The organism is Bacteroides sp. 1001302B_160321_D4, from assembly GCF_015667765.1.
Taxonomy (GTDB): domain Bacteria; phylum Bacteroidota; class Bacteroidia; order Bacteroidales; family Bacteroidaceae; genus Bacteroides; species Bacteroides xylanisolvens.
Genome location: NZ_JADPLO010000023.1, coordinates 1 through 21,180, shown reverse-complemented (window position 1 = coordinate 21,180; position 21,180 = coordinate 1). Strand labels below are relative to the sequence as shown.

21 protein-coding genes are annotated in these 21,180 nt (G+C 38.4%); 13 read left to right on the top strand and 8 right to left on the bottom strand.

The genetic code is table 11. The features are described 5' to 3' along the window. Nucleotides 1-95: 95 nt before the first annotated feature. Entirely contained in the window at nt 96-1,763 is a 1,668-nt protein-coding gene (locus KFO40_RS10965) for a formate--tetrahydrofolate ligase (RefSeq protein ID WP_087318111.1), read from the top strand. 339 nt (nt 1,764-2,102) lie between these two features. Here KFO40_RS10965 and glyA read toward each other — a convergent pair whose 3' ends face one another. The 8 genes from glyA to KFO40_RS10925 form a co-directional block, all read right to left on the bottom strand. Then, nucleotides 2,103-3,383 carry a serine hydroxymethyltransferase gene (glyA, locus tag KFO40_RS10960; protein WP_004303451.1) on the bottom strand — a complete coding sequence of 427 codons (1,281 nt, stop codon included), beginning with the start codon at nt 3,381-3,383 and terminating at the stop codon, nt 2,103-2,105. A gap of 134 nt (nt 3,384-3,517) precedes the next feature. Continuing rightward, complete coding sequence (locus tag KFO40_RS10955) at nt 3,518-4,258, bottom strand: porin family protein (RefSeq protein ID WP_087321158.1); 741 nt, start codon at nt 4,256-4,258, stop codon at nt 3,518-3,520. A 16-nt stretch (nt 4,259-4,274) separates the two neighbouring features. After that, complete coding sequence (locus KFO40_RS10950; protein WP_004303449.1) at nt 4,275-4,844, bottom strand: flavin reductase family protein; 570 nt, start codon at nt 4,842-4,844, stop codon at nt 4,275-4,277. Between the two features lie 109 nt (nt 4,845-4,953). After that, complete coding sequence (pyrI, locus tag KFO40_RS10945; protein ID WP_211146356.1) at nt 4,954-5,415, bottom strand: aspartate carbamoyltransferase regulatory subunit; 462 nt, start codon at nt 5,413-5,415, stop codon at nt 4,954-4,956. Further along, nucleotides 5,412-6,353, bottom strand: coding sequence for an aspartate carbamoyltransferase (pyrB, locus tag KFO40_RS10940; protein WP_009039538.1), 942 nt, complete (start codon nt 6,351-6,353; stop codon nt 5,412-5,414). Before pyrB ends, pyrI begins: the two co-directional genes overlap by 4 nt. Before the next feature lie 112 nt (nt 6,354-6,465). Beyond that, nucleotides 6,466-7,245: a DUF4373 domain-containing protein gene (locus KFO40_RS10935; protein WP_008022568.1), complete on the bottom strand. Its 780-nt coding sequence runs from the start codon at nt 7,243-7,245 to the stop codon at nt 6,466-6,468. Nucleotides 7,246-7,268: 23 nt separating this feature from the next. Then, entirely contained in the window at nt 7,269-7,613 is a 345-nt protein-coding gene (locus tag KFO40_RS10930; protein ID WP_151935176.1) for an SH3 beta-barrel fold-containing protein, read from the bottom strand. A gap of 228 nt (nt 7,614-7,841) precedes the next feature. Further along, nucleotides 7,842-8,252, bottom strand: coding sequence for a DUF4119 family protein (locus KFO40_RS10925; protein WP_004315279.1), 411 nt, complete (start codon nt 8,250-8,252; stop codon nt 7,842-7,844). Nucleotides 8,253-8,380: 128 nt separating this feature from the next. Between KFO40_RS10925 and KFO40_RS10920 the strand changes: the two genes are divergently transcribed. The 12 genes from KFO40_RS10920 (at nt 8,381) to KFO40_RS10865 (ending at nt 21,034) form a co-directional block, all read left to right on the top strand. Beyond that, nucleotides 8,381-9,334 carry a tyrosine-type DNA invertase cluster 3b gene (locus KFO40_RS10920; RefSeq protein WP_004315278.1) on the top strand — a complete coding sequence of 318 codons (954 nt, stop codon included), beginning with the start codon at nt 8,381-8,383 and terminating at the stop codon, nt 9,332-9,334. A gap of 353 nt (nt 9,335-9,687) precedes the next feature. Then, nucleotides 9,688-10,254: a UpxY family transcription antiterminator gene (locus KFO40_RS10915; RefSeq protein WP_178286168.1), complete on the top strand. Its 567-nt coding sequence runs from the start codon at nt 9,688-9,690 to the stop codon at nt 10,252-10,254. Between the two features lie 72 nt (nt 10,255-10,326). Beyond that, entirely contained in the window at nt 10,327-11,214 is an 888-nt protein-coding gene (gene rfbA, locus KFO40_RS10910) for a glucose-1-phosphate thymidylyltransferase RfbA (RefSeq protein ID WP_149943341.1), read from the top strand. Nucleotides 11,215-11,263: 49 nt separating this feature from the next. Beyond that, entirely contained in the window at nt 11,264-11,833 is a 570-nt protein-coding gene (rfbC, locus tag KFO40_RS10905) for a dTDP-4-dehydrorhamnose 3,5-epimerase (protein WP_211146355.1), read from the top strand. Between the two features lie 5 nt (nt 11,834-11,838). Then, entirely contained in the window at nt 11,839-12,705 is an 867-nt protein-coding gene (rfbD, locus tag KFO40_RS10900; protein WP_049702705.1) for a dTDP-4-dehydrorhamnose reductase, read from the top strand. Nucleotides 12,706-12,712: 7 nt separating this feature from the next. Next, nucleotides 12,713-13,831 (top strand): dTDP-glucose 4,6-dehydratase, encoded by a 1,119-nt coding sequence (locus KFO40_RS10895; RefSeq protein ID WP_157446483.1) that lies wholly within the window; start codon nt 12,713-12,715, stop codon nt 13,829-13,831. A gap of 10 nt (nt 13,832-13,841) precedes the next feature. After that, nucleotides 13,842-15,059 (top strand): polysaccharide pyruvyl transferase family protein, encoded by a 1,218-nt coding sequence (locus KFO40_RS10890; RefSeq protein ID WP_211146354.1) that lies wholly within the window; start codon nt 13,842-13,844, stop codon nt 15,057-15,059. A gap of 16 nt (nt 15,060-15,075) precedes the next feature. Then, a complete protein-coding gene (locus KFO40_RS10885) occupies nt 15,076-16,269 on the top strand; it encodes a Coenzyme F420 hydrogenase/dehydrogenase, beta subunit C-terminal domain (RefSeq protein ID WP_211146353.1) in 1,194 nt (397 codons plus the stop codon). Beyond that, the gene (locus tag KFO40_RS10880; protein ID WP_211146352.1) at nt 16,262-17,758 is read left to right on the top strand and encodes a lipopolysaccharide biosynthesis protein; all 1,497 of its coding nucleotides are present in this window, start codon (nt 16,262-16,264) and stop codon (nt 17,756-17,758) included. The genes KFO40_RS10885 and KFO40_RS10880 overlap by 8 nt, the downstream gene beginning before the upstream one ends. After that, nucleotides 17,755-18,456: an acyltransferase family protein gene (locus tag KFO40_RS10875; RefSeq protein ID WP_211146351.1), complete on the top strand. Its 702-nt coding sequence runs from the start codon at nt 17,755-17,757 to the stop codon at nt 18,454-18,456. Before KFO40_RS10880 ends, KFO40_RS10875 begins: the two co-directional genes overlap by 4 nt. 540 nt (nt 18,457-18,996) lie before the next feature. Then, nucleotides 18,997-20,124: an O-antigen ligase family protein gene (locus KFO40_RS10870; RefSeq protein ID WP_211146350.1), complete on the top strand. Its 1,128-nt coding sequence runs from the start codon at nt 18,997-18,999 to the stop codon at nt 20,122-20,124. After that, the gene (locus KFO40_RS10865; RefSeq protein WP_211146349.1) at nt 20,114-21,034 is read left to right on the top strand and encodes a glycosyltransferase family 2 protein; all 921 of its coding nucleotides are present in this window, start codon (nt 20,114-20,116) and stop codon (nt 21,032-21,034) included. The genes KFO40_RS10870 and KFO40_RS10865 overlap by 11 nt, the downstream gene beginning before the upstream one ends. Nucleotides 21,035-21,180 lie beyond the last annotated feature (146 nt).

Sequence of the window (21,180 nt, the reverse complement as noted above, 5' to 3'; positions counted from 1 at the left end):
ATAGATATATAAATATCCGATGAACTTTAAATTTCTCTATTTCGCTTTTTTGTTATACTTTTGTTCTTTCAAAAATAAAACTAATCATATTCTGTATGAAATCAGACATAGAAATTGCTCGCAGCATTGAGCTGAAGAAGATTAAGCAAGTTGCCGAAGGTGTCGGAATTCCTCGCGAGGAAGTGGAGAATTATGGCCGCTACATCGCAAAGATCCCTGAACAACTGATTGATGAAGAGAAAGTGAAGAAAAGCAATCTCATCCTGGTCACTGCTATCACGGCAACCAAAGCGGGCATTGGCAAAACTACCGTATCTATCGGTCTTGCTTTGGGACTGAATAAAATTGGAAAGAATGCGATTGTCGCTCTTCGCGAACCGTCTCTCGGTCCTTGTTTCGGAATGAAGGGAGGAGCGGCCGGTGGAGGATATGCACAAGTGCTTCCGATGGATAAGATTAACCTTCATTTTACGGGGGATTTTCACGCCATCACCTCTGCCCATAACATGATTTCGGCATTGCTCGACAATTATCTTTATCAGAACCAGGCAAAAGGTTTCGGATTGAAAGAAATTCTTTGGCGGAGAGTGCTTGATGTGAATGACCGTTCGTTGCGCAGCATCGTTGTCGGTCTTGGACCTAAATCCAACGGGATTACCCAAGAGTCCGGTTTCGATATAACTCCAGCTTCGGAGATTATGGCGATCCTTTGCCTTTCCAAAGATGTGAGTGATTTGCGTCGTCGTATCGAAAACATCCTGTTGGGCTTCACTTATGATGACCAGCCTTTTACTGTAAAAGATCTGGGAGTGGCAGGAGCTATCACTGTGTTGCTGAAAGATGCCATCCATCCTAATCTGGTGCAAACTACCGAAGGAACCGCTGCTTTTGTACACGGCGGTCCGTTCGCTAATATTGCGCATGGTTGTAACTCTATTCTGGCCACTAAATTGGCAATGTCTTTCGGCGATTATGTAATCACAGAAGCCGGATTTGGTGCTGATCTTGGTGCGGAGAAGTTCTACAATATCAAGTGCCGCAAGAGTGGACTCCAACCGCGTCTCACGGTGATTGTCGCTACGGCACAAGGATTGAAGATGCACGGAGGTGTCAGTCTCGACCGTATCAAAGAACCGAATATGGAAGGACTGAAAGAAGGATTGCGTAATCTGGACAAACATGTTCGTAATCTTCGTTCATTCGGTCAGACGGTTATCGTAGCTTTCAATAAGTTTGCGTCTGACACCGATGAAGAAATGGAATTGCTGCGTGAGCATTGCGAACTGTTGGGAGTCGGTTTTGCTATCAACAATGCGTTCAGTGAAGGAGGAGAGGGGGCAGTAGACATGGCCCGCCTGGTGGTAGATACAATCGAAAATAATCCGTCCGAACCTTTGCGTTATACATATAAGGAAGAAGATAATATACAGCAGAAGATTGAAAAGGTGGCTACTAATATTTACGGAGCCAGTGTAATTACTTACAGCAGTATTGCACGCAACCGTATCAAACTGATCGAGAAAATGGGCATCACTCATTACCCGGTTTGTATTGCTAAAACACAGTATTCATTCTCTGCCGACCCTAAGATTTATGGTGCGGTGAACAACTTCGAGTTCCATATTAAAGATATTGTAATCAATAACGGAGCTGAAATGATTGTAGCCATTGCCGGAGAAATTCTTCGTATGCCGGGATTACCTAAAGAACCGCAAGCATTGCATATCGATATTGTGGATGGAGAAATAGAAGGATTGAGCTGATATACACTTAAAGAACACTTGTTCTGGCGCTATGCCGGTAAAAATAAATCCCCGTCTTTCCCTATAAAATGAATGTGGAAAGACGGGGATGACTGTATATAGAGTCCAGTGTGCTTCTCTTTTCTCTTCATGCACACTGGACGGTTGAATTCGTACTTGTTGTGGGTGATATATGACATCATATATTTCTTTTATAGTAAGAAAAACGAAATTCCGAAAAGATGGTTCGAACGGGACCGTTAATAAATAAAAAAAAGGCCTGCTCCTTTCGTAAAGAGCAGACCTTAAATGGGAATTAAGCTAATAACAGTTTACAATTACTAGCTTTAAAATTGTGTTTTAGTAAGCGAAAAGAGGATATTTTTTCATTGTCTCATTGACGCGTGCACGTACTTGTGCAATAACTTCCTCATTTTCTACGTTAGACAATACAGTCTCGATCATTTCTGCAATTTCGAGCATCAAGTCTTCTTTTGCACCACGAGTTGTGATAGCAGGAGTACCTAAACGGATACCGGAAGTCTGGAAAGCCGAACGGCTGTCGAACGGAACCATGTTCTTGTTAACGGTAATATCAGCAGAAACCAATGCTTTTTCTGCCACTTTACCTGTCAGATCAGGATATTTGCTACGCAGGTCGACCAACATAGAGTGGTTGTCTGTACCACCGGAAACGATGGTAAAGCCACGGTCGATCAAAGCCTGTGCAAGTACGGCAGCATTTTTCTGTACTTGTTTAGCATATTCCTTAAATTCAGGTTGCAGGATTTCACCGAAAGCAACTGCTTTAGCAGCAATTACATGTTCCAACGGTCCGCCTTGGATACCCGGGAAAACGGCAGAATCCAGTAATTGAGACATCATCTTGATCTCACCTTTCGGAGTTTTCTTACCCCATGGATTGGGGAAGTCTTTACCCATCATGATGACACCACCACGAGGTCCGCGAAGTGTTTTATGTGTAGTAGAAGTGACGATATGTGCATATTTAACCGGATTTTCGAGCACTCCGGCAGCGATCAGACCAGCAGGATGAGCCATGTCGATCATCAGGATAGCGCCTACTTTGTCAGCGATTTCACGCATACGTTTGTAATCCCATTCACGAGAGTATGCAGAACCACCACCGATAATCATTTTTGGTTTCTCACGAAGAGCGACTTCTTCCATCTGGTCGTAATCAACGCGTCCTGTTTCCTGATTCAAGTTATATTCGCAAGGAGTATAGATGATACCGGAAGTGTTCACTAATGAACCGTGAGACAGGTGTCCGCCGTGTGCCAGATTTAATCCCATGAATTTGTCGCCCGGATTCAGAACAGCAAGGAAAACAGCAGCATTAGCTTGTGCTCCCGAGTGTGGCTGTACGTTTGCCCATTCAGCGCCGAAAATTTCTTTCAGGCGGTCGATAGCGATTTGTTCGCTTTGGTCTACTACTTCGCAACCTCCGTAGTAACGTTTGCCGGGATAACCTTCTGCGTACTTGTTAGTCAGGCAAGAACCCATTGCCTGCATTACCTGGTCACTCACAAAGTTTTCTGATGCAATCAGCTCGATTCCTTTCAACTGACGTTGATGCTCTTTTTCGATGATGTCGAAAATGATGTCGTCTCTTTTCATTCTTTTATAAGTAAGATTAAATTTCTAATTCGAGATACCTATTTTAAGCGCACAAAGTTAATGAAAATAAATAAAGAATGAAGGAACAGCAAGAAAAATGTTAGTAAAAAGCGGGATTTAATGATATTTTATTCTTAAAGAATGAATCCCAATGAAAAACTTAACGCGCTGTCACGGCGACGGAAAATAATGTTGCTCACACCCGTACTGCCGTCGGAGTTGATATTGTCATAAATGATAGACTTGGAGATGTTTCCTATACCTTGTTCGTAGCGGAAATCGAAGAAGATACGTGAGATGTTGACACCTACGCCAATCACTGCGCTGACATTGAACGGATACAACTTTTCGTGAATACCCTTTTGGTCGAAATTCTTAAAAGTGATTTCATTGTGCTTTCCCCATAGGTAGCGAAGCTTGGGACCTGCGAAGATAGACATTCCGTATGGTCCTTTTTTCACTACGTTATATCCATATAGAACGGGAAAATCGACACTGTGCAACACCGATTGCACCGAAGCGTAATCAGGCTCGATGGCAGGATGCTGGGAACCGAGTTTGTCGAAAGTAATCTCACATTTGCTTACATTATACGACACTTCAGGCTGGATGAAATGTTTTTTCATATTGATGCGCATGAAGAGAGCACCAAAATAACCTATCTTGTAGTTATTCTGCACCTCATCGATAGTTACATCTTTAATTTTCAGTTCAGACACCATGAACATGGAAGAGTTGAAGCCCGCTTTGATACCGATATTTATTTTTTTTGTGTTGGGACGGTCTACTCTGTCTGCGTTATAATTCTGTCCGACAACCGGGCTGCCGGCTGCAACTAATAAACCAAGAAGAATGAATTTACGCAGCATATCCATGACAGTATTGTTCCTTTTATGATTTTTTCTTTTCTACACTCCAACCGAACTTACCGATTTTCTCTCCCAAATTGTAATATCCTCCGTGCACATATACCAGCGGATTAGCTTCCGCCAGTTCCAGCTTTCCGGTTTCGGGGTTCAGGTTCCGTTCGTCGGCACGCACATTTACCACGTCGGCAATAAACATATCATGTGAACCAAGAGAGATGATTTCTTTTACACGACATTCAATGCAAAGAGGTGATTCTTCAATCAGCGGGGCACTGACTACCGTACACTGTCCGGGTGTCAGTTTCATCTCTTCGAATTTATGATAATCACGTCCCGAACGAACTCCGCACCAGTCGGTGGCAAAAGCCATGTCTTTGGTTGTCAGGTTGATGACAAACTCCATGTTCTTTTTGATTATATCGTATGAATGGCGTTCCGGACGTACGGATATATAACACATGGGCGGATTCGTGCAAATCGTACCCGTCCATGCTACTGTGAACATATTATATTCGCTTTCCTCTTTTCCGCAACTGACTAGTACAGCCGGCAGCGGATAAATCATCGTTCCTGGTTTCCAGTCCTGTTTCATAGTTGTCATTTTTTTCACCACAGATTACACAGATTAACACAGATATAGATATTATTATTCCATAAAATAAAAATCTGTGTGAATCCGTGTAATCTGTGGTGAGCTGAAGTTAGAGGATTGTTATCTCTTCTCGTTTCTGTTCTTTTTCGCAATAATGGCATTTCACGATGCAATAATCCTTATCTATCACATGAAAGATGGTGCTCATCGGTTCATTGTTGGTAATACATTTCGGATTGGCACATTTCACGATGCCACGAAGCTCATCCGGCATTTTTACCTCTTTCTTTTCTACTACCTCGTAATCGCGGATAATGTTCAGTTTGACGTGCGGTGCTACTACCGAAATACGGTTGATTTCTTCGTCACAAAAGAATTTATCTGCAATTTTGATGATCCCTTTTTTGCCTAGTTTTTTGCTGTCGAGGTTGAATCCGATCGTGATATTGCTTGTCATTTGTTCTACGCCGAGCAGTTGCACTACGGTGAAGAGCTTTTCAGATGGGATATGGTCAATCACTGTTCCGTTTTTCAGGGCAGCTACTTGCAATGCTTGTTTATTTTCGCTCATAATAAAATATCGTTTTTAACGTCCTCTAATGTGATACCTAATACATCGCAAAGGATTGCTTCGCGGGCATACAGACCGTTTTGTGCCTGTTGGAAATAATATGCTTTCGGGTTGTCATCCACATCGTAAGCAATTTCGTTGACACGGGGAAGCGGGTGCAGGATACGCAGGTTCGGACGTGTGTTTTCCAACATTTTGTTACGGAGAATATATACATTCTTCACCCGTTCATATTCCATCAGGTCGGTGAAACGTTCGCGTTGTACACGGGTCATATACAGAATATCGGCGTCGGCGATAATCTCTTCGGAAAAGTCTGTATGTTCAACGTATTTTATTTGGTGCGTTTTGCAGTAAAGTTTGTATTCTTCCGGCATTTTCAATTCTTCGGGAGCGATAAAATGGAAAGTCGGATTAAAGTGTCGCATTGCCATCAGCAAGGAATGTACGGTGCGGCCGTATTTCAAGTCACCCACCAGGAAAATATTCAGATTTTCCAGCGTTCCTTGCGTCTTGTAGATAGAGTAAAGATCGAGCATCGTCTGTGACGGGTGCTGGTTAGCTCCGTCACCTGCATTGACAATGGGCACCGGGGCTACTTCGCTGGCATACCGTGCAGCTCCTTCGAGATAATGTCGCATGACGATAATATCTGCATAGTTACTCACCATCATGATCGTGTCTTTAAGTGTTTCCCCTTTGGAAGAGCTGGTGGCCTTGGGGTCAGAGAATCCGATTACTCGTGCACCGAGACGGTTGGCAGCTGTTTCAAAACTCAAGCGGGTACGGGTGGAAGGTTCGAAGAACAGGGTTGCTACTACCTTTCCTTGTAATAACCGGCGATTGGGGTTCATTTCAAACTGCTTCGCCATTTCGAGCATGTAGAGGATTTTTTCTTTAGAATGTTCGGCAATGGTTACTAAACTTCTGTTTTCCATTTTGTTATCTTTTATGTGGATAGAACTTGTTTTACCGGAGCGTAAAGGTACGAAGAATTTGTGAAAAGCACAGATTTTTCGTACCTTTTTTATCAGCTTTTAATCAGTCGGTTTATTTCCGTCCGCTGGCCAGTGCTGCAATGATATATTTCCCCGGTGCTCCGATTTTGCTCCAGGCCGTATTGGAGAGTAGTTTCCATACTTGGGTGCCTTTCCTGCCATAGTCTGATAACCGGAGAATTGTCTGCCTCTCCTTCAAATTAGTCACTTTGTGGCGTTCCAGACTTTCTATCAGTCCGTTCATGTTGTGTGTGGCCTGATTGTATGCATACCCCGGAATTTCAAACGAAGCATCGCTTATTTCTTCTTCTTCAGTATTTAGTTTAGTTTCCTTTAGTTTAGTTTGTCGAGAAATGTCTGCATTTTCTGAACTCACCTCCTCTTGAGTTGGAAAAATGTTAGCATTTTCCTTGTTCAACTCATCCTTGTGTATCCTTTTTCTCTGTTTGGTCTCTAATAAATAAGGTAGTTGTGAGAAATCTATTTTTCTTCGTGTCGTAGCTTCGAACCACACTCTTTGAATCTGTTCCGAAGTGAGTATACCGTGTTTCTCGTAGGTTTCTTTATGGAAAAATCCTTTTTCCAATAACAGATCGACAATCTTTTCCATCATGTCCTCTTTGATCCCGCCACCTACTTTGCGGACGAAAATTAGATTTTGTTCTTTCCCCCAAGAGATGTAATATCCCTCTTTATAGATTTTGCAAAGTAACCGCATGACCATGTAAGAAGCTAACACTCCGAATTTAGCTTCTAATAATTCCATCACTTCTTCGTCAAAAAAGTTTGCCGGTGTCGGGAAGTAAGGTATCCCTTTATTAATCATATTCATTATTCAGTATTTTTTATTATAAACTATACAATAGCTTTCCATTCCATCAGATTTCCGATCATGAATCTTCTCCATCCTTTTTGTTCTTCACTCCAATAGATAATAGACTCTTGTTGTGCTGTGATATTAAATTCTCTATGAAAGAATTTTTCATATCCCACCAGTGTTCCTCTTTCCAGGCAGAACGTACCATCCTGCTTATGAAAAGCTATCATTGCATTTCCATACAACATGTGTTCTATTAGTTTAATGCACTCCTGTACAATTCTATCCGCACATTTATCTGAAATCCCCTTTTCGGCAGTAATACGTTTTTTCCATACTAATTTGCAAGCTTCCAACTTGCCTTTCTTGATCTTTTGTCTCATTTTCTTCTGTTTTTTGATTGAAAAATTAAGTTTTTATTTAAACGTAAATATTCCCTGTCGGATAGTGACGGTATGCTGTTGTCATAGCGTTACTATCCTTTCATTATAGTGACGCTATGACAACAGCATACCGTCACTATTTTTTGAGAGAAATTCTTGTTGTTTTCCGACCGGTTGAAAACGGCGGCGAAGGTAGGCCTTATATTTCACTTGTCCCATTATTTTTTCTTAGTACTTGCTTTTAAGCTTTTCAGCCTGTTCTCTTTTTTCCTTTTTCTCTTTCATATATTCTTCTTCCACAGACTTTTTCAATGCCGCCAATTCAGCATGTATACTGCTAAGTTCCATTAACTTATAGCCGCCATGCTTGTGAATGTATAATACTTTTTGGTCATAGATATATTGGGCCAGATTTATCAGCTTTTTTTTCTTAGGATGGTGGAAATATCCATCGATAAAGATTCTCAAATGCATGGTGAGATAAAGGCGGATATCTCCACTGATTGCTATTCTGTTTTCCAGCTCTTCTTCACTGATGATTTCTTCCTTTGACTGTCTTCCTGGGGCTTTTTCCACTGTTTGAACATTTCTCTTTGCTTTGTTGTTTTTACTTCCTTTTTTAGATTTTTCGCTTCTCATAATTAGTTAATTTTTGCAATATTAATGAATGTTAATTTGAAAATAATATCTGGAAAGTGAAATTGAACCTGCAAAAAGATTTGTTCTTTTGTCGCTTGCCAAATAGTATATATATAAAATAACTAGTGATGCAAATGATGAATAAAAATGGATTTAGTCGATGTGGTGAGAACTACATCAATCGTTTACGAAAGGAAGGGCGTTATTCTACGGCGCACGTTTATAAGAACGCCCTTTATTCTTTCGGGAGGTATTGTGGTACATTGAATGTGTCGTTCAAGCAAGTTACCAAGGAACGTTTACGACGTTATGGTCAGTATCTTTATGAGTGTGGTTTGAAGCCCAATACGATTTCTACGTATATGCGTATGCTTCGTAGTATTTACAATCGGGGAGTGGAAGCGGGGAGTGCCCCTTATGTTCCTCGATTGTTTCATGATGTCTATACAGGTGTGGATGTCCGGCAAAAGAAAGCTTTGTCTGCCGGTGAATTACATAAGCTTTTGTATGAAGATCCCAAATCGGAACGTTTACGTCGTACACAAATTATTGCCGCCCTGATGTTTCAGTTTTGTGGAATGTCATTTGCTGATTTGGCACATTTGGAAAAATCAGCTTTAGATCAGAGCGTGTTGCGCTATAATCGAATCAAGACGAAAACTCCCATGAGCGTCGAAGTATTGGATACCGCCAGGGGAATGATAAATCAACTCTGGAGTAATCAGGAACCCATTCCCGATTGTCCGGATTATCTGTTTGATATACTTTGTAGTAACAAAAAACGCAAAGATGAAAGGGCATATCGTGAATATCAGTCTGCTCTTCGGAATTTTAATAATCGTTTGAAAGATTTGGCGAGAGTTTTACGGTTGAAATCTCCGGTTTCTTCTTATACACTGCGCCATTCTTGGGCAACGACAGCGAAGTATCGTGGAGTGCCAATTGAAATGATCAGTGAATCATTGGGGCATAAATCTATAAAAACGACACAAATCTATTTAAAAGGTTTTGAACTCAAAGAACGTACAGAGGTAAATAAAGGGAATTTATCTTACATTAGAAACTATCGTTTAGGTGGATAATAGACGATAAAGTGTTATAAATCAGTGGATAAGTATGTCTGTTACTTCTTAGGTAACGGATAATTATTCGGTGCAAAGATATGCAAAAATACAAATAGTAAACAAGTAAAATCTTCTTTTTTTTCTGAATTGTTGAAATATGCAACAAAAATATATCAGGACATGATGATTCTGTTTGATCATGCCTGAAATTCCTGTACTCTGTTTTAGAGATGCTTTTCCCTTCGCGTAGGTTAGAAAAACATCTTTGTAGGCAGTTCCTGTCCATGTTTTGGGGTTTTCATCTGTTTTTCTGTGAATGAGTACCTTATCCGTTACCTAAGAAGTAACGGAAAAGTAAGGGGTAAAAAAGTATGATTCTAACGAAAGAAACTTTAAGTGCTGGGCCTAGTATTGGGACAGGGGAAGGCGTAGCACACTCTAAACGCTGGTATGTCGCTCTGGTCCGTATGCATCATGAAAAGAAAGTAGCCGAGCGTTTAGATAAAATGGGGATTGAAAATTTTGTACCAGTCCAGCAAGAAGTACATCAATGGAGTGACCGCCGTAAAGTGGTTGAATCCGTATTGCTTCCTATGATGGTTTTTGTACACGCTGATCCCAAAGAACGTAAAGAGGTTCTTTCCTTTTCCACTGTTAGTCGGTATATGGTAATGCGCGGTGAGAGCAGTCCAACTATCATTCCTGATGAACAAATGGCTCGTTTCCGTTTTATGCTCGACTATTCCGAAGAGGCAATTTGTATGAATAGTGCTCCTTTGGCACGTGGTGAGAAAGTGCGTGTCATTAAAGGTCCTTTGACAGGGCTTGTAGGAGAACTTGTCATGATAGATGGCAGAAGTAAGATTGCTGTCCGGTTGAATATGCTGGGGTGTGCTTGTGCGGATATGCCGGTTGGATATGTGGAACCATTTAAATAGACACAGAATAAAAGCTACTTTGTGTCCATCTCAAAACAGTTTACTTATTTTCTAAAATTGAAATAAGCTTTTATGAAAGGAATCGTTTTAGCTGGTGGTTCAGGCACTCGTCTGTATCCTATCACCAAAGGAGTGAGTAAGCAGTTGCTTCCTGTCTTTGACAAGCCTATGATTTATTATCCGATTTCAGTCCTTATGTTGGCTGGAATCCGTGAGATCCTGATTATTTCCACTCCTTATGATCTTCCGGGCTTCAAGCGTCTTTTGGGTGATGGCTCCGACTACGGAGTACGGTTTGAATATGCCGAACAACCTTCTCCGGACGGTCTGGCACAAGCCTTTATTATTGGTGAAGATTTTATCGGGAATGATTCCGTCTGCCTGGTATTAGGTGATAATATTTTCTATGGTCAAAGCTTTACTCGTATGTTACAGGAAGCAGTTCGTACAGTCGAGGAGGAACAGAAAGCAACCGTATTCGGTTATTGGGTTGCTGATCCCGAACGTTATGGAGTTGCTGACTTTGACAAGGATGGAAATGTTTTGAGTATTGAAGAAAAGCCAGAAAACCCAAAATCCAATTATGCTGTAGTGGGACTCTATTTCTACCCCAATAAAGTGGTGGATGTAGCCAAACATATACAACCTTCTCCCCGTGGAGAGTTAGAAATTACTACCGTTAATCAGGAATTTCTCAATGACCACCAATTAAAGGTTCAATTATTAGGCCGTGGTTTTGCTTGGCTTGATACCGGCACGCACGATTCTCTTTCCGAAGCTAGTACTTTTATTGAAGTGATTGAAAAACGTCAGGGATTGAAAGTAGCGTGTCTTGAAGGTATTGCCCTACGTCATGGCTGGATAACAGCGGATAAAATGCGTGAACTGGCCAAGCCTATGCTAAAGAACCAATATGGCCAGTACCTTTTAAAAGTAATAAATGAACTGGGACTGGAATAATACCATATTCCTTTTCGGTAATTTAAATAACTAACGAACACTAATCACAGTGGAAATAATTAAAACTACTATGGAAGGCGTTGTCATCATTGAACCCCGCCTTTTTAAAGATGACCGTGGTTACTTTTTCGAATCCTTTTCTCAACGTGAATTTGCAGAAAAGGTCCGTAAGGTAGATTTTGTCCAAGATAATGAAAGTAAATCCAGCTATGGTGTTTTACGTGGTCTTCATTTTCAGAAACCACCTTATGCCCAGAGTAAACTGGTACGTGTCATTAAAGGCTCTGTCCTTGATGTGGCTGTCGATATCCGTAAAGGCTCACCAACATTTGGAGAGCATGTAGCAGTGGAATTGACTGAAGAAAACCACCGTCAGTTCTTTATTCCGCGTGGATTTGCCCATGGCTTTGTTGTCCTGACGGAAGAGGTTATCTTTCAGTATAAATGTGACAACTTCTATGCTCCCCAATGCGAAGGTGCCCTGGCTTGGGATGATCCCGCATTGAAAATCGACTGGAAGGTTCCTGCTGATAAAATAATCCTTTCCGGGAAAGACCAACATCACGAATGTCTGGAAGAAGCCAGCTGGCTATTTGATTATAACGAAAATCTGTATTAAGCTCAATGAATATTCTAGTGACAGGAGCTAACGGTCAGCTTGGTAATGAGATGCGCCGTGTATCGTCAACCAGCTCCAACCAATATATTTTTACCGATGTGGCAGAGTTGGATATAACCAGTCGTGATTCTATCCGTAAAATGGTCAATGACAACCAAATTCATGTCATCGTTAATTGTGCTGCCTATACCAATGTAGACAAGGCGGAAGACGATTTCGCGACTGCTGATTTATTGAATAATAAAGCAGTGGAGAATCTGGCTGTTGTAGCTAAAGAAACTGATGCTACCTTAATACATGTCTCTACTGATTATGTTTTTCAGGGAGACAGAAATGTCCCTTGTCGGGAAGATTGGGAAACTAATCCTTTGGGTGTGTATGGTAAAACGAAGCTGGCTGGTGAGCATAGCATACAGGAAACCGGCTGTCATTATCTTATCTTTCGTACCGCCTGGCTTTATTCCCCTTATGGGAAGAACTTCGTAAAAACAATGCGACAGCTCACATCTGATAAAGATACCCTGAAAGTAGTCTTTGATCAGGTTGGTACTCCCACTTATGCCGGAGATTTGGCAGCTGTTATCTATCAAGTGATTGAGGAGAATCAACTCTATAAAGAAGGCATCTACCATTTCAGTAATGAAGGTGTGTGTTCATGGTATGACTTTGCGAAGGAAATCTGTGACTTGAGTGGCAATGTGTGTGATATTCAACCTTGTCACAGTGATGAATTTCCCAGTAAGGTAAAACGTCCTCATTTCTCTGTACTGGATAAAACAAAGGTAAAATCTACTTTTGGAATCACAGTTCCTTATTGGAAAGACTCTCTGCAGAAATGTATACATGAATTGAAACAACAATCTGATTATTAAAATAGACATGAATTTTGCACGAAATATACTGATTACAGGTGGAGCAGGCTTCATCGGATCGCACGTTGTACGTTTGTTCGTCAATAAATATCCTGAATATCATATTATCAATCTGGATAAACTGACTTATGCCGGTAATCTGGCTAACCTGAAAGATATCGAGAATCAACCTAATTATACCTTTGTAAAGGCTGATATCTGTGACTTTGATAAAATGTTGGAAATCTTCAAGCAGTATCATATTGATGGAGTTATTCACCTGGCAGCGGAAAGCCATGTGGACAGAAGTATTAAAGATCCGTTCACCTTTGCTCAAACCAACGTAATGGGTACTCTTACCTTGCTTCAGGCTGCAAAGATATATTGGGAATCCTTGTCGGAAGGTTATGGTGGAAAACGCTTCTACCATATCTCAACAGATGAAGTTTATGGTGCATTGGAATTAACTCATCCCGAAGGAATCGATTCAGACATCTCGGCGCATGAGGTCTACGGTGATGAATTCTTTAAGGAAACGACTAAGTATAATCCACATAGTCCTTATTCAGCGTCGAAGGCCGGTAGTGATCATTTTGTCCGTGCATTTCACGACACTTATGGAATGCCCACTGTGGTGACCAACTGCTCCAATAATTACGGTCCTTATCAGTTTCCCGAGAAATTGATTCCGCTATTTATCAATAACATTCGTCATCGTAAACCGTTGCCTGTATATGGCAAAGGAGAGAATGTTCGTGACTGGTTGTATGTAGTAGATCATGCACAAGCTATCGATGTTATTTTCCATCACGGTAAGATTTCGAGCACTTACAATATTGGAGGTTTCAATGAATGGAAAAACATTGATATAATTAAGGTAATAATCAAAACGGTGGATAAGTTGCTTGGGTATCCGGAAGGATATTCTTTAGATCTGATTACTTATGTGACCGATCGCAAAGGACATGATTTGCGTTATGCCATAGATTCAACTAAACTGAAAAGCGAATTGGGTTGGGAACCTAGCTTACAGTTCGAAGAAGGAATAGAAGAGACAGTGAGATGGTACTTGGATAATCAGGAATGGATGGATAATATAACATCTGGAGAATACGAAAAGTATTATGAAGAGATGTATAATAAATGATATTATATCTATGAAAATAATCTTGGGAAATGCTCCAATTAAAAATGGGAATAGAGGATGTGTAGCATTAACTATTACTATAGCCTGTATGATTGATGAAATCATGAAGAAAGCCGGACTATCTTACGAATTATATTTGTCAGATAGTCAATATGATGATCGAAAAACACATGAGATATTAATAGGTGATCATAAAATAGAGTTTAAAGATTGTAGATATCCCATCGGCATATCTTTAAAGAATACGATAGGAACAATTATTAAAAATATAGTCAAAGGTAGTGATTTAAATATTTTTTTCAAAGCCGATTATATTTTGGATATTGGTCAAGGCGATTCATTTAGTGATATTTACGGATTTACGCGATTCAATAGCATTGACCGAATACATCGAATTGCCCATTTTTTGCATATACCTTATTGTATATTACCTCAAACGATAGGACCATTTAAAAATTATAAGGTGGAGCATCGTGCTATAAAAAGTATCTCAAATGCTTTATACTGTATGGCGCGTGACAAACAAAGTTATGATTATGTGGTTGGTAAGATACCTTCTCTGAAGTCTGTTAAAGAATACATCGATGTAGCATTTTTCCTGCCATACCACAAGATAGAGCAAGATACATCTTTTATACATGTTGGAATCAATATTTCCGCATTGCTTTGGCATGGCGGATATACTCGTAATAACCAGTTCGAGTTAAAATGTAATTATATAAACTTGGTTACTGAAATTATTGATTATTTTTTAGGAATTGAGAATGTGCAAGTACATTTAATACCTCACGTTGTCGGAGCAGAAAGAACTATTGAAAATGATTATGGAGTCAGCTACGACTTATGGAGACAATATAATAATTCTAAGCTGAAACTTGCTCCTTTAGCTCTTGGTCCTGTAGAAATTAAGTCTTATATTGCCGGAATGGATTTCTTTGTCGGTGCCCGGATGCATGCCACAATCGGAGCTTTCTCATCTGGAGTTCCAGTGGTTCCAATGGCTTACAGCAGAAAGTTTAATGGGCTGTTTATTGACACCTTGGATTATCCATATATTTGTGATATGAGAGAATCAGACCATGCAGAAATTATAAGTACTATAAGAGAATCTTTTCATTCGAGATTACAATTGAAAGAACTTATAGATGATAGAATGAATCATATCGTGTATGAAAAAAAGAATATGTTAATGAATGACTTAACAATTTTTTTTGAGATACGTAAATGAAAGGGTTAAAAAAGGAATGAATACAGTACATGATATTATAAAGAATAGCTTATGTCTTGGATGTGGTTTATGTGAAGCACTAGATAAGGAAAATTGTAAGATGGTAATCAATCAAGAAGGCTTTTACGAACCTATATTCAGAGATCAGCATCGAATAGACCATAAAGTTATTACGAAAATATGTCCAGGTATCGTTGTTCATTCACAAGTTACTAATCAATCCATTTGGGGAAATGTTAAGATCGTAGCAAATGCTTGGGCATCAGATTCTGAAATAAGAAAATCATCATCTTCAGGAGGTGTAACATCTGCACTAGCCATTTCTTTGTTAGAAACAAAGAAAGTGGACGCAGTGCTTCATGTTGGCGTAGAGGAGGGAACTTACTTGTACAACAGGCTATATGCGAGTACAACAAAAGAAGATATACTGTCTAGAAACGCATCCAGATATGCTCCAGCAGCAATATTTAACAATATTATCGAATTGCTGGAAGCCGAAAAAACTTATGCGTTTATTGGAAAACCTTGTGATATAGCCGCTATGCAAAATTTCACTAAAATCCATCCTGAATATAAGCAAAAGATAGCTTACTATTTAGCCATTTTTTGTGCCGGTATGCCCAGTTATCATGCGACCAGGAAAGCACTTTCTACGTTCCATAGAGATGAAGAGCCTTTATCATTGCGCTATCGCGGAGATGGCTGGCCGGGATATTTCAAAGCTACTTATACAAATGGAGAATCTGACCGAATGACATATAACGACAGTTGGGGAAAAATATTGGGAAGAGAATTAGGTTTCAGATGTAAAATCTGCCCTGATGGCATAGGTATGTTAGCCGATATATCTTCGGGAGATTCATGGAACACCAAAGATGGTTATCCGGATTTTACAGAAGGAGATGGAAAAAACTTTTGTTTTGTACGCACAGATAAAGGACGGCAATTGTTTGCGGAAGCAAAACGATTGGGCTATATTGATATAGAGCCTTTAGATATCCAAAAAGTAAATGATATTCAAAAATATCAGTTTGATAGACGACATTTGGTAGGCTGGAGAATCATGGCTATTCAATTCATGACACAAGGTTTGCTAAGTTATACCGGATTAGGTTATTTGCATGCGGCAATGAAGGCTAATAAAATAAAGGCTGTACGGGAACTCGTGGGAACCATAAAAAGATTTAGGAAGTTAAGGAAGCATGGGTAGCGCGAGTAAGATTACCAGTGGAGTATTATGGAGCTTGATTGTAAATCTAGTAAATTCAGTTTATGGATTTATATCTGTTCCTATACTGATTCATTACTTCGGGAAAACAGAATATGGAATCATTGGGCTAGCTATGTCTGTCAATGTTTATATGCAACTGATGGACATGGGATTCAACTCAACCAATATTAGATTCTTTTCAGTATGGTTGGTTAAGAAAAATTTTCAGAAGGCGAGTAAACTTTTTCAAACGAGTTTAGCCTTTTATGGAATTATTGGTATTTTTAATGGAGTCATATTGCTGGGTATATCTTTATTTTCGAAAGAAATATTTCATCTCAATGCTGATCAGGATGAGATCTTAAAGACTCTCTTTTATGTATTGATTATCAGTGCGATAATTAGTTGGTATTCTTCTTGTTTTGATCAACTGATAAAGGCAACAGAGAATGTAGCATGGATACAGAAAAGGACTTTGCTACCCAAGGTTTTGCAGGTGATTGTTCTGTTTATAACAATATATGCAAAATTGAATATCTTCTGGTATTTCGCACTTACCACCTTTTCGATGTTTGCCATATTGCCCCTGTCTGTCAATAAGATATTAAAAGAGATACCGACTATCTCTTTCATACCTAAATTTGATAAAGAAACATTCAAAGAAATATTACCCTATTGCTTAAATATATTCTCATTTAGTATTTTTCAATTCTCATTTTACAATCTACGTCCTGTCTTTTTGGGAATGCAAGGAAGTTTGGATTCGGTGGCAGACTATCGTGTACTAAATGGAATTATAGGAATAGTTTCGATGTTTGGGGGAATCTTTATGGGAGTGTTATTGCCTTCTACTTCAAAAATAGTTGCTCAAGGGAATGCTGAAGCCTACTATAAAGTAGCCTATGATGGAACAAAGTATATTTCGATTGTGCTTTGTTTTTGCACATTTGGCATGATGACAGTGGGGAGTGAAGTGATAACTATGTATGTCGGAGAAAGCTTCTTATATTTAATTCCATGGTTTAATATTTGGCTACTTTGCACATTGGGGGTACATAATCAAGCTATTTCAAGTTTAATATTATCAGGTTCAGATATCAGAGCGATAACCTACAATACATCCATATCTTCCATTATCGGTTTGATAGTAGCTTGGTTCTTGATACCATATTTTGAGATAGGAGGTGTTGTGATAGCATTTGCTATTTATATAATTGTTCAATTGTCATTTTACTATCTATATTATTGGCCTAAGAAAATGAACATTCAATCAGGTAGAGTATTTCTGTATTCATTTTTCCCATTTGTCATGATAGGTGTTGGTGCGACTGTACTGATTGACCTCCTTATTAACTTAGATGGAAAGATTGTTTCTTCCTTTTTTCTAAAAGGCATCCTTTTTACAATCATATACAGTATTGTTTGCTTTAGGTTTTTAAATAAAGAAGATAAAAAAATGCTATACTCAATACTGAAATTAAAGAAATGAAAGACAATTCTGTTTCAATAGCTAAAGGGATAGCCATTATTTTGATGGTTTTAGCCCATACGCGTTTTTCGGAATACGGTAACTATTGGATAAATATGTTTCATATGCCACTATTCTTTTTCTTTGCCGGATATTGTTTTAAAGATAAATATCTTGAAATACCTTCTGATTTTGTCATAAAGAGGTTCAAAGGGTTATATAAACCATTTGTGAAATGGGGCTTGATATTTCTCGTCTTGCATAATTTATTTTTCTATCTCAACATTTACAATGACGAATTTGGATTTCGAGGAATTGTACAACATCTTTACACTTGGCAAGAGATGCTTAAAAAAGCAGTGTCTATTGTTACAAGGATGTCTGACACAGAACAACTTCTTGGTGGCTATTGGTTTCTCAAGTCTTTGTTTTGGGGATCATTGATTGCTTTCTTTATTATTCGTAATGTTAAAAATGTTAAATGGGGGGGGGGGGGTAGCGTTGCTATGTATTACTATTCTTACATCAGTATTTCATCTTCATATACCCTATTTAGGCATTGGTGGAAGAGAACTTTTTGCTGCACTATTTTTTATTTCCGGATATTATTACCAAAAAGGTGGTTTTTGTATTCATCAGAGTTATTGGATTTTCCTAATAGGAATCGTTGTGGTTACATTGGGAGAAAGCTTTTGGCAAGCAACACTTCTGAAATTTGATAGTTGGCAAGTGATACCTTATTATATTTCGGCAATTGCTGGATTATTAGCTGTGTTTTATTTAAGTGGGACTATAAACTCAAGAAAAAATATATTCAGTCAATGCATGATTTACATAGGCAATAATACATTGACAATTTTAACTTGGCATTTTCTGTCATTTAAGCTTGTAAGTTTATTCATTATATTTTATTATCATCTCCCCATTAAACGATTAGCTGAGTTCCCTGTAATTGAGGAATACTCGCGGACGGGATGGTTTATTCTCTATCTTATTATAGGTACAATTGTGCCATTATTATTTACGAAGGTTACTAAATCATAATGTTGATATTTATTCAATTATTTGTCCTGTCCTTAGGCATATTAATGTTCAAGTTGAAGCTTGAATATAAGATTGCTATATTCTTCTTCTCTGTAATTTGTTTAGATGCTGCAATAATTAGATTTATTCCTTTTGGTGGTGCCAAGTTCTTTTTGTCAATGTGCTTTATTGGTTCAGAATTACCTCGTATCAAAAGACGAATAAAACTATTAAAGATGAAAAAAGTATTCCCATTGGTATTGATGATGATACTGGCTACATTTGTGCTAGCATTTAATAGTGCTCATTATCAAAGTTTTGTTCAGATTTTGAGATTAATAATCGTTGAATTACTGGCAAAATATTTTGTTATCTGTTATGCATTTATTGCTATTTCTAGTCCCAGGCAATTCAAACCGTCTTTTAGAGCAGCTTATGTTGCGTTACTCATTCTTACCGTTTTTGGTATTATTAATCTAATTACAAAATATGCTATATGGATTGATATAAATTACCAAGGTATAGAGGGGGGGACTTTGGGTGATTTAGGTAGAAAATTTGTGGAAGCTGATCGTTTTAGGGTACAGGCAATGTTTCAAAATCCATTTAATTATGGGTATATATGTATCTTAATGTCTTTATTCTTTTTATATGGATATTTGAATAAAATCATATTAAAGAAGCAATTCTATATAGCTCAATTTTGTTGTTTATTTGGTATTGTATTATGTGGTTGTAGAACCGTTGTTTTATGCTATATCGTAGGATTGCTATTATTTGTTTGTAATGCTTTTTCTTTAAAAAAATGGTTGGGGAAAGCTTTGGTCGTTTTAATCGTTATATTCCTTTCGCTTCCATTTATTCCTAATATTGATAAATATACTAGTCTTTTTGTCAAAGCCTTTGACACATCTACTATTGCCTACGGTAATGAAGTAGGAGGTAGTAGTATTGGAATGCGTATCGTTCAGTTTACCGCAGTTCTTTATCATATAAAAGATCATCTATTATTTGGTAGAGGAAAAGATTTTTTTTCTATTGATTTAGGTTTTGGAGAAGAGGGTATTAAAACATTGATTGATAAAGATCTACTCGGGCTGGAAAGTGTGTTGATGAATTTACTTCTAGAGAGAGGAATAGTCGGTGTATTGTTCTGGTGTGTCTTTTATGGAACATTGTTGTTCTGGGCTTTTAAATTGAGAAGATATGATAAATATGCGTATTCTTTATACTTCTCATTGTTGATTGTGTATTTAACATTCTCAAATATGACAGGAGAATTAAATAGTGTATTTCCTACATTGTTATTAATAGGTGGATGCTTAAGAATTTTAAAAGAAAAGAGTATGACTTATGAAGTTTAGTATTCTAATCCCCGCATATAAAAAAGCATATTTGCAGGAATGTATAGACAGCATACTGCGACAAACTTATGAATGTTTCGAACTCATCATCGTTGATGATGCGTCACCGGAAGATCTATATTCCATTGTATCGTTATATTCCGACCCTCGCATCAAGTATTATCGGAATGAAAAGAACTGTGGAGCAGCTAATGTGGTAGATAATTGGAATATTTGTCTTGGTTATGCCACTGGGGATTATGCTATATGTATGGGAGATGATGATAAGTTCCTTCCTAATTGTTTGGAAGAGTATGTCAGGTTAATAGCAAAATATCCAGGTATCGGACTGCTTCATGGTTGGACGGAGATCATTGATGAGAATTCTACAGCCTATCAAAAAACAGTTCATAGATGTGAATATGAATCTGTCATTTCGCTCATTTGGCATAGATGGCATGTTTATAATCAACAGTTTATAGGGGATTTCTGCTTTGAGGCAGCATGGCTTCGCAAACAGGGAGGGTTTTATTTTCTACCTTTAGCTTGGGGAGCTGATGATATTTCCGCTTTTATAGGTGCTTCAAAGAATGGGGTAGCTAATACACAAAGTATTGTATTTCAATATAGGCGTAATCCGTATACAATCAGTTCTACGGGGAATGTAGAGCTGAAGCTAGAAGCAATTCTAAAGGAATATGAATGGTATAAGAAATTCTTGTGTCAAGTTCCCAATAATCAAGAAGATATTTTATATTATAGAGAGTTAGTAAGAAAGCTTGATGTCTATTTCCAAAAAAAACTGGGACATAACTTGTCAAATGCGCTTAAGAATTCTAAACTATTAGTATTTATATGGGTGTTTAGGCGTTGTAAATATAATATCTCTTTTAAGGCATTTGTTTATGCTCTTTCTGAAGCATTTAAATAAGTATGAGTGATTTATGCCGATAAATATTGCAAAATAATTTTTTGTATAGTAAGTACTTACCTATCCCCTGTTTTATATGAATAAGAAAAAAATATGCTGGATTACTCCAGATTGCTTCATTGATTGCGATTTGAATTATTTTAATA

Coding starts and splice junctions, on each gene's coding strand:
- KFO40_RS10965 (WP_087318111.1), top strand. CDS start 96: ATGAAATCAGACATAGAAATTGCTCGCAGCATTGAGCTGAAGAAGATT.
- glyA (WP_004303451.1), bottom strand. CDS start 3,383: ATGAAAAGAGACGACATCATTTTCGACATCATCGAAAAAGAGCATCAA.
- KFO40_RS10955 (WP_087321158.1), bottom strand. CDS start 4,258: ATGGATATGCTGCGTAAATTCATTCTTCTTGGTTTATTAGTTGCAGCC.
- KFO40_RS10950 (WP_004303449.1), bottom strand. CDS start 4,844: ATGAAACAGGACTGGAAACCAGGAACGATGATTTATCCGCTGCCGGCT.
- pyrI (WP_211146356.1), bottom strand. CDS start 5,415: ATGAGCGAAAATAAACAAGCATTGCAAGTAGCTGCCCTGAAAAACGGA.
- pyrB (WP_009039538.1), bottom strand. CDS start 6,353: ATGGAAAACAGAAGTTTAGTAACCATTGCCGAACATTCTAAAGAAAAA.
- KFO40_RS10935 (WP_008022568.1), bottom strand. CDS start 7,245: ATGAATATGATTAATAAAGGGATACCTTACTTCCCGACACCGGCAAAC.
- KFO40_RS10930 (WP_151935176.1), bottom strand. CDS start 7,613: ATGAGACAAAAGATCAAGAAAGGCAAGTTGGAAGCTTGCAAATTAGTA.
- KFO40_RS10925 (WP_004315279.1), bottom strand. CDS start 8,252: ATGAGAAGCGAAAAATCTAAAAAAGGAAGTAAAAACAACAAAGCAAAG.
- KFO40_RS10920 (WP_004315278.1), top strand. CDS start 8,381: ATGCAAATGATGAATAAAAATGGATTTAGTCGATGTGGTGAGAACTAC.
- KFO40_RS10915 (WP_178286168.1), top strand. CDS start 9,688: ATGATTCTAACGAAAGAAACTTTAAGTGCTGGGCCTAGTATTGGGACA.
- rfbA (WP_149943341.1), top strand. CDS start 10,327: ATGAAAGGAATCGTTTTAGCTGGTGGTTCAGGCACTCGTCTGTATCCT.
- rfbD (WP_049702705.1), top strand. CDS start 11,839: ATGAATATTCTAGTGACAGGAGCTAACGGTCAGCTTGGTAATGAGATG.
- KFO40_RS10895 (WP_157446483.1), top strand. CDS start 12,713: ATGAATTTTGCACGAAATATACTGATTACAGGTGGAGCAGGCTTCATC.
- KFO40_RS10890 (WP_211146354.1), top strand. CDS start 13,842: ATGAAAATAATCTTGGGAAATGCTCCAATTAAAAATGGGAATAGAGGA.
- KFO40_RS10885 (WP_211146353.1), top strand. CDS start 15,076: ATGAATACAGTACATGATATTATAAAGAATAGCTTATGTCTTGGATGT.
- KFO40_RS10880 (WP_211146352.1), top strand. CDS start 16,262: ATGGGTAGCGCGAGTAAGATTACCAGTGGAGTATTATGGAGCTTGATT.
- KFO40_RS10875 (WP_211146351.1), top strand. CDS start 17,755: ATGAAAGACAATTCTGTTTCAATAGCTAAAGGGATAGCCATTATTTTG.
- KFO40_RS10870 (WP_211146350.1), top strand. CDS start 18,997: ATGAAAAAAGTATTCCCATTGGTATTGATGATGATACTGGCTACATTT.
- KFO40_RS10865 (WP_211146349.1), top strand. CDS start 20,114: ATGAAGTTTAGTATTCTAATCCCCGCATATAAAAAAGCATATTTGCAG.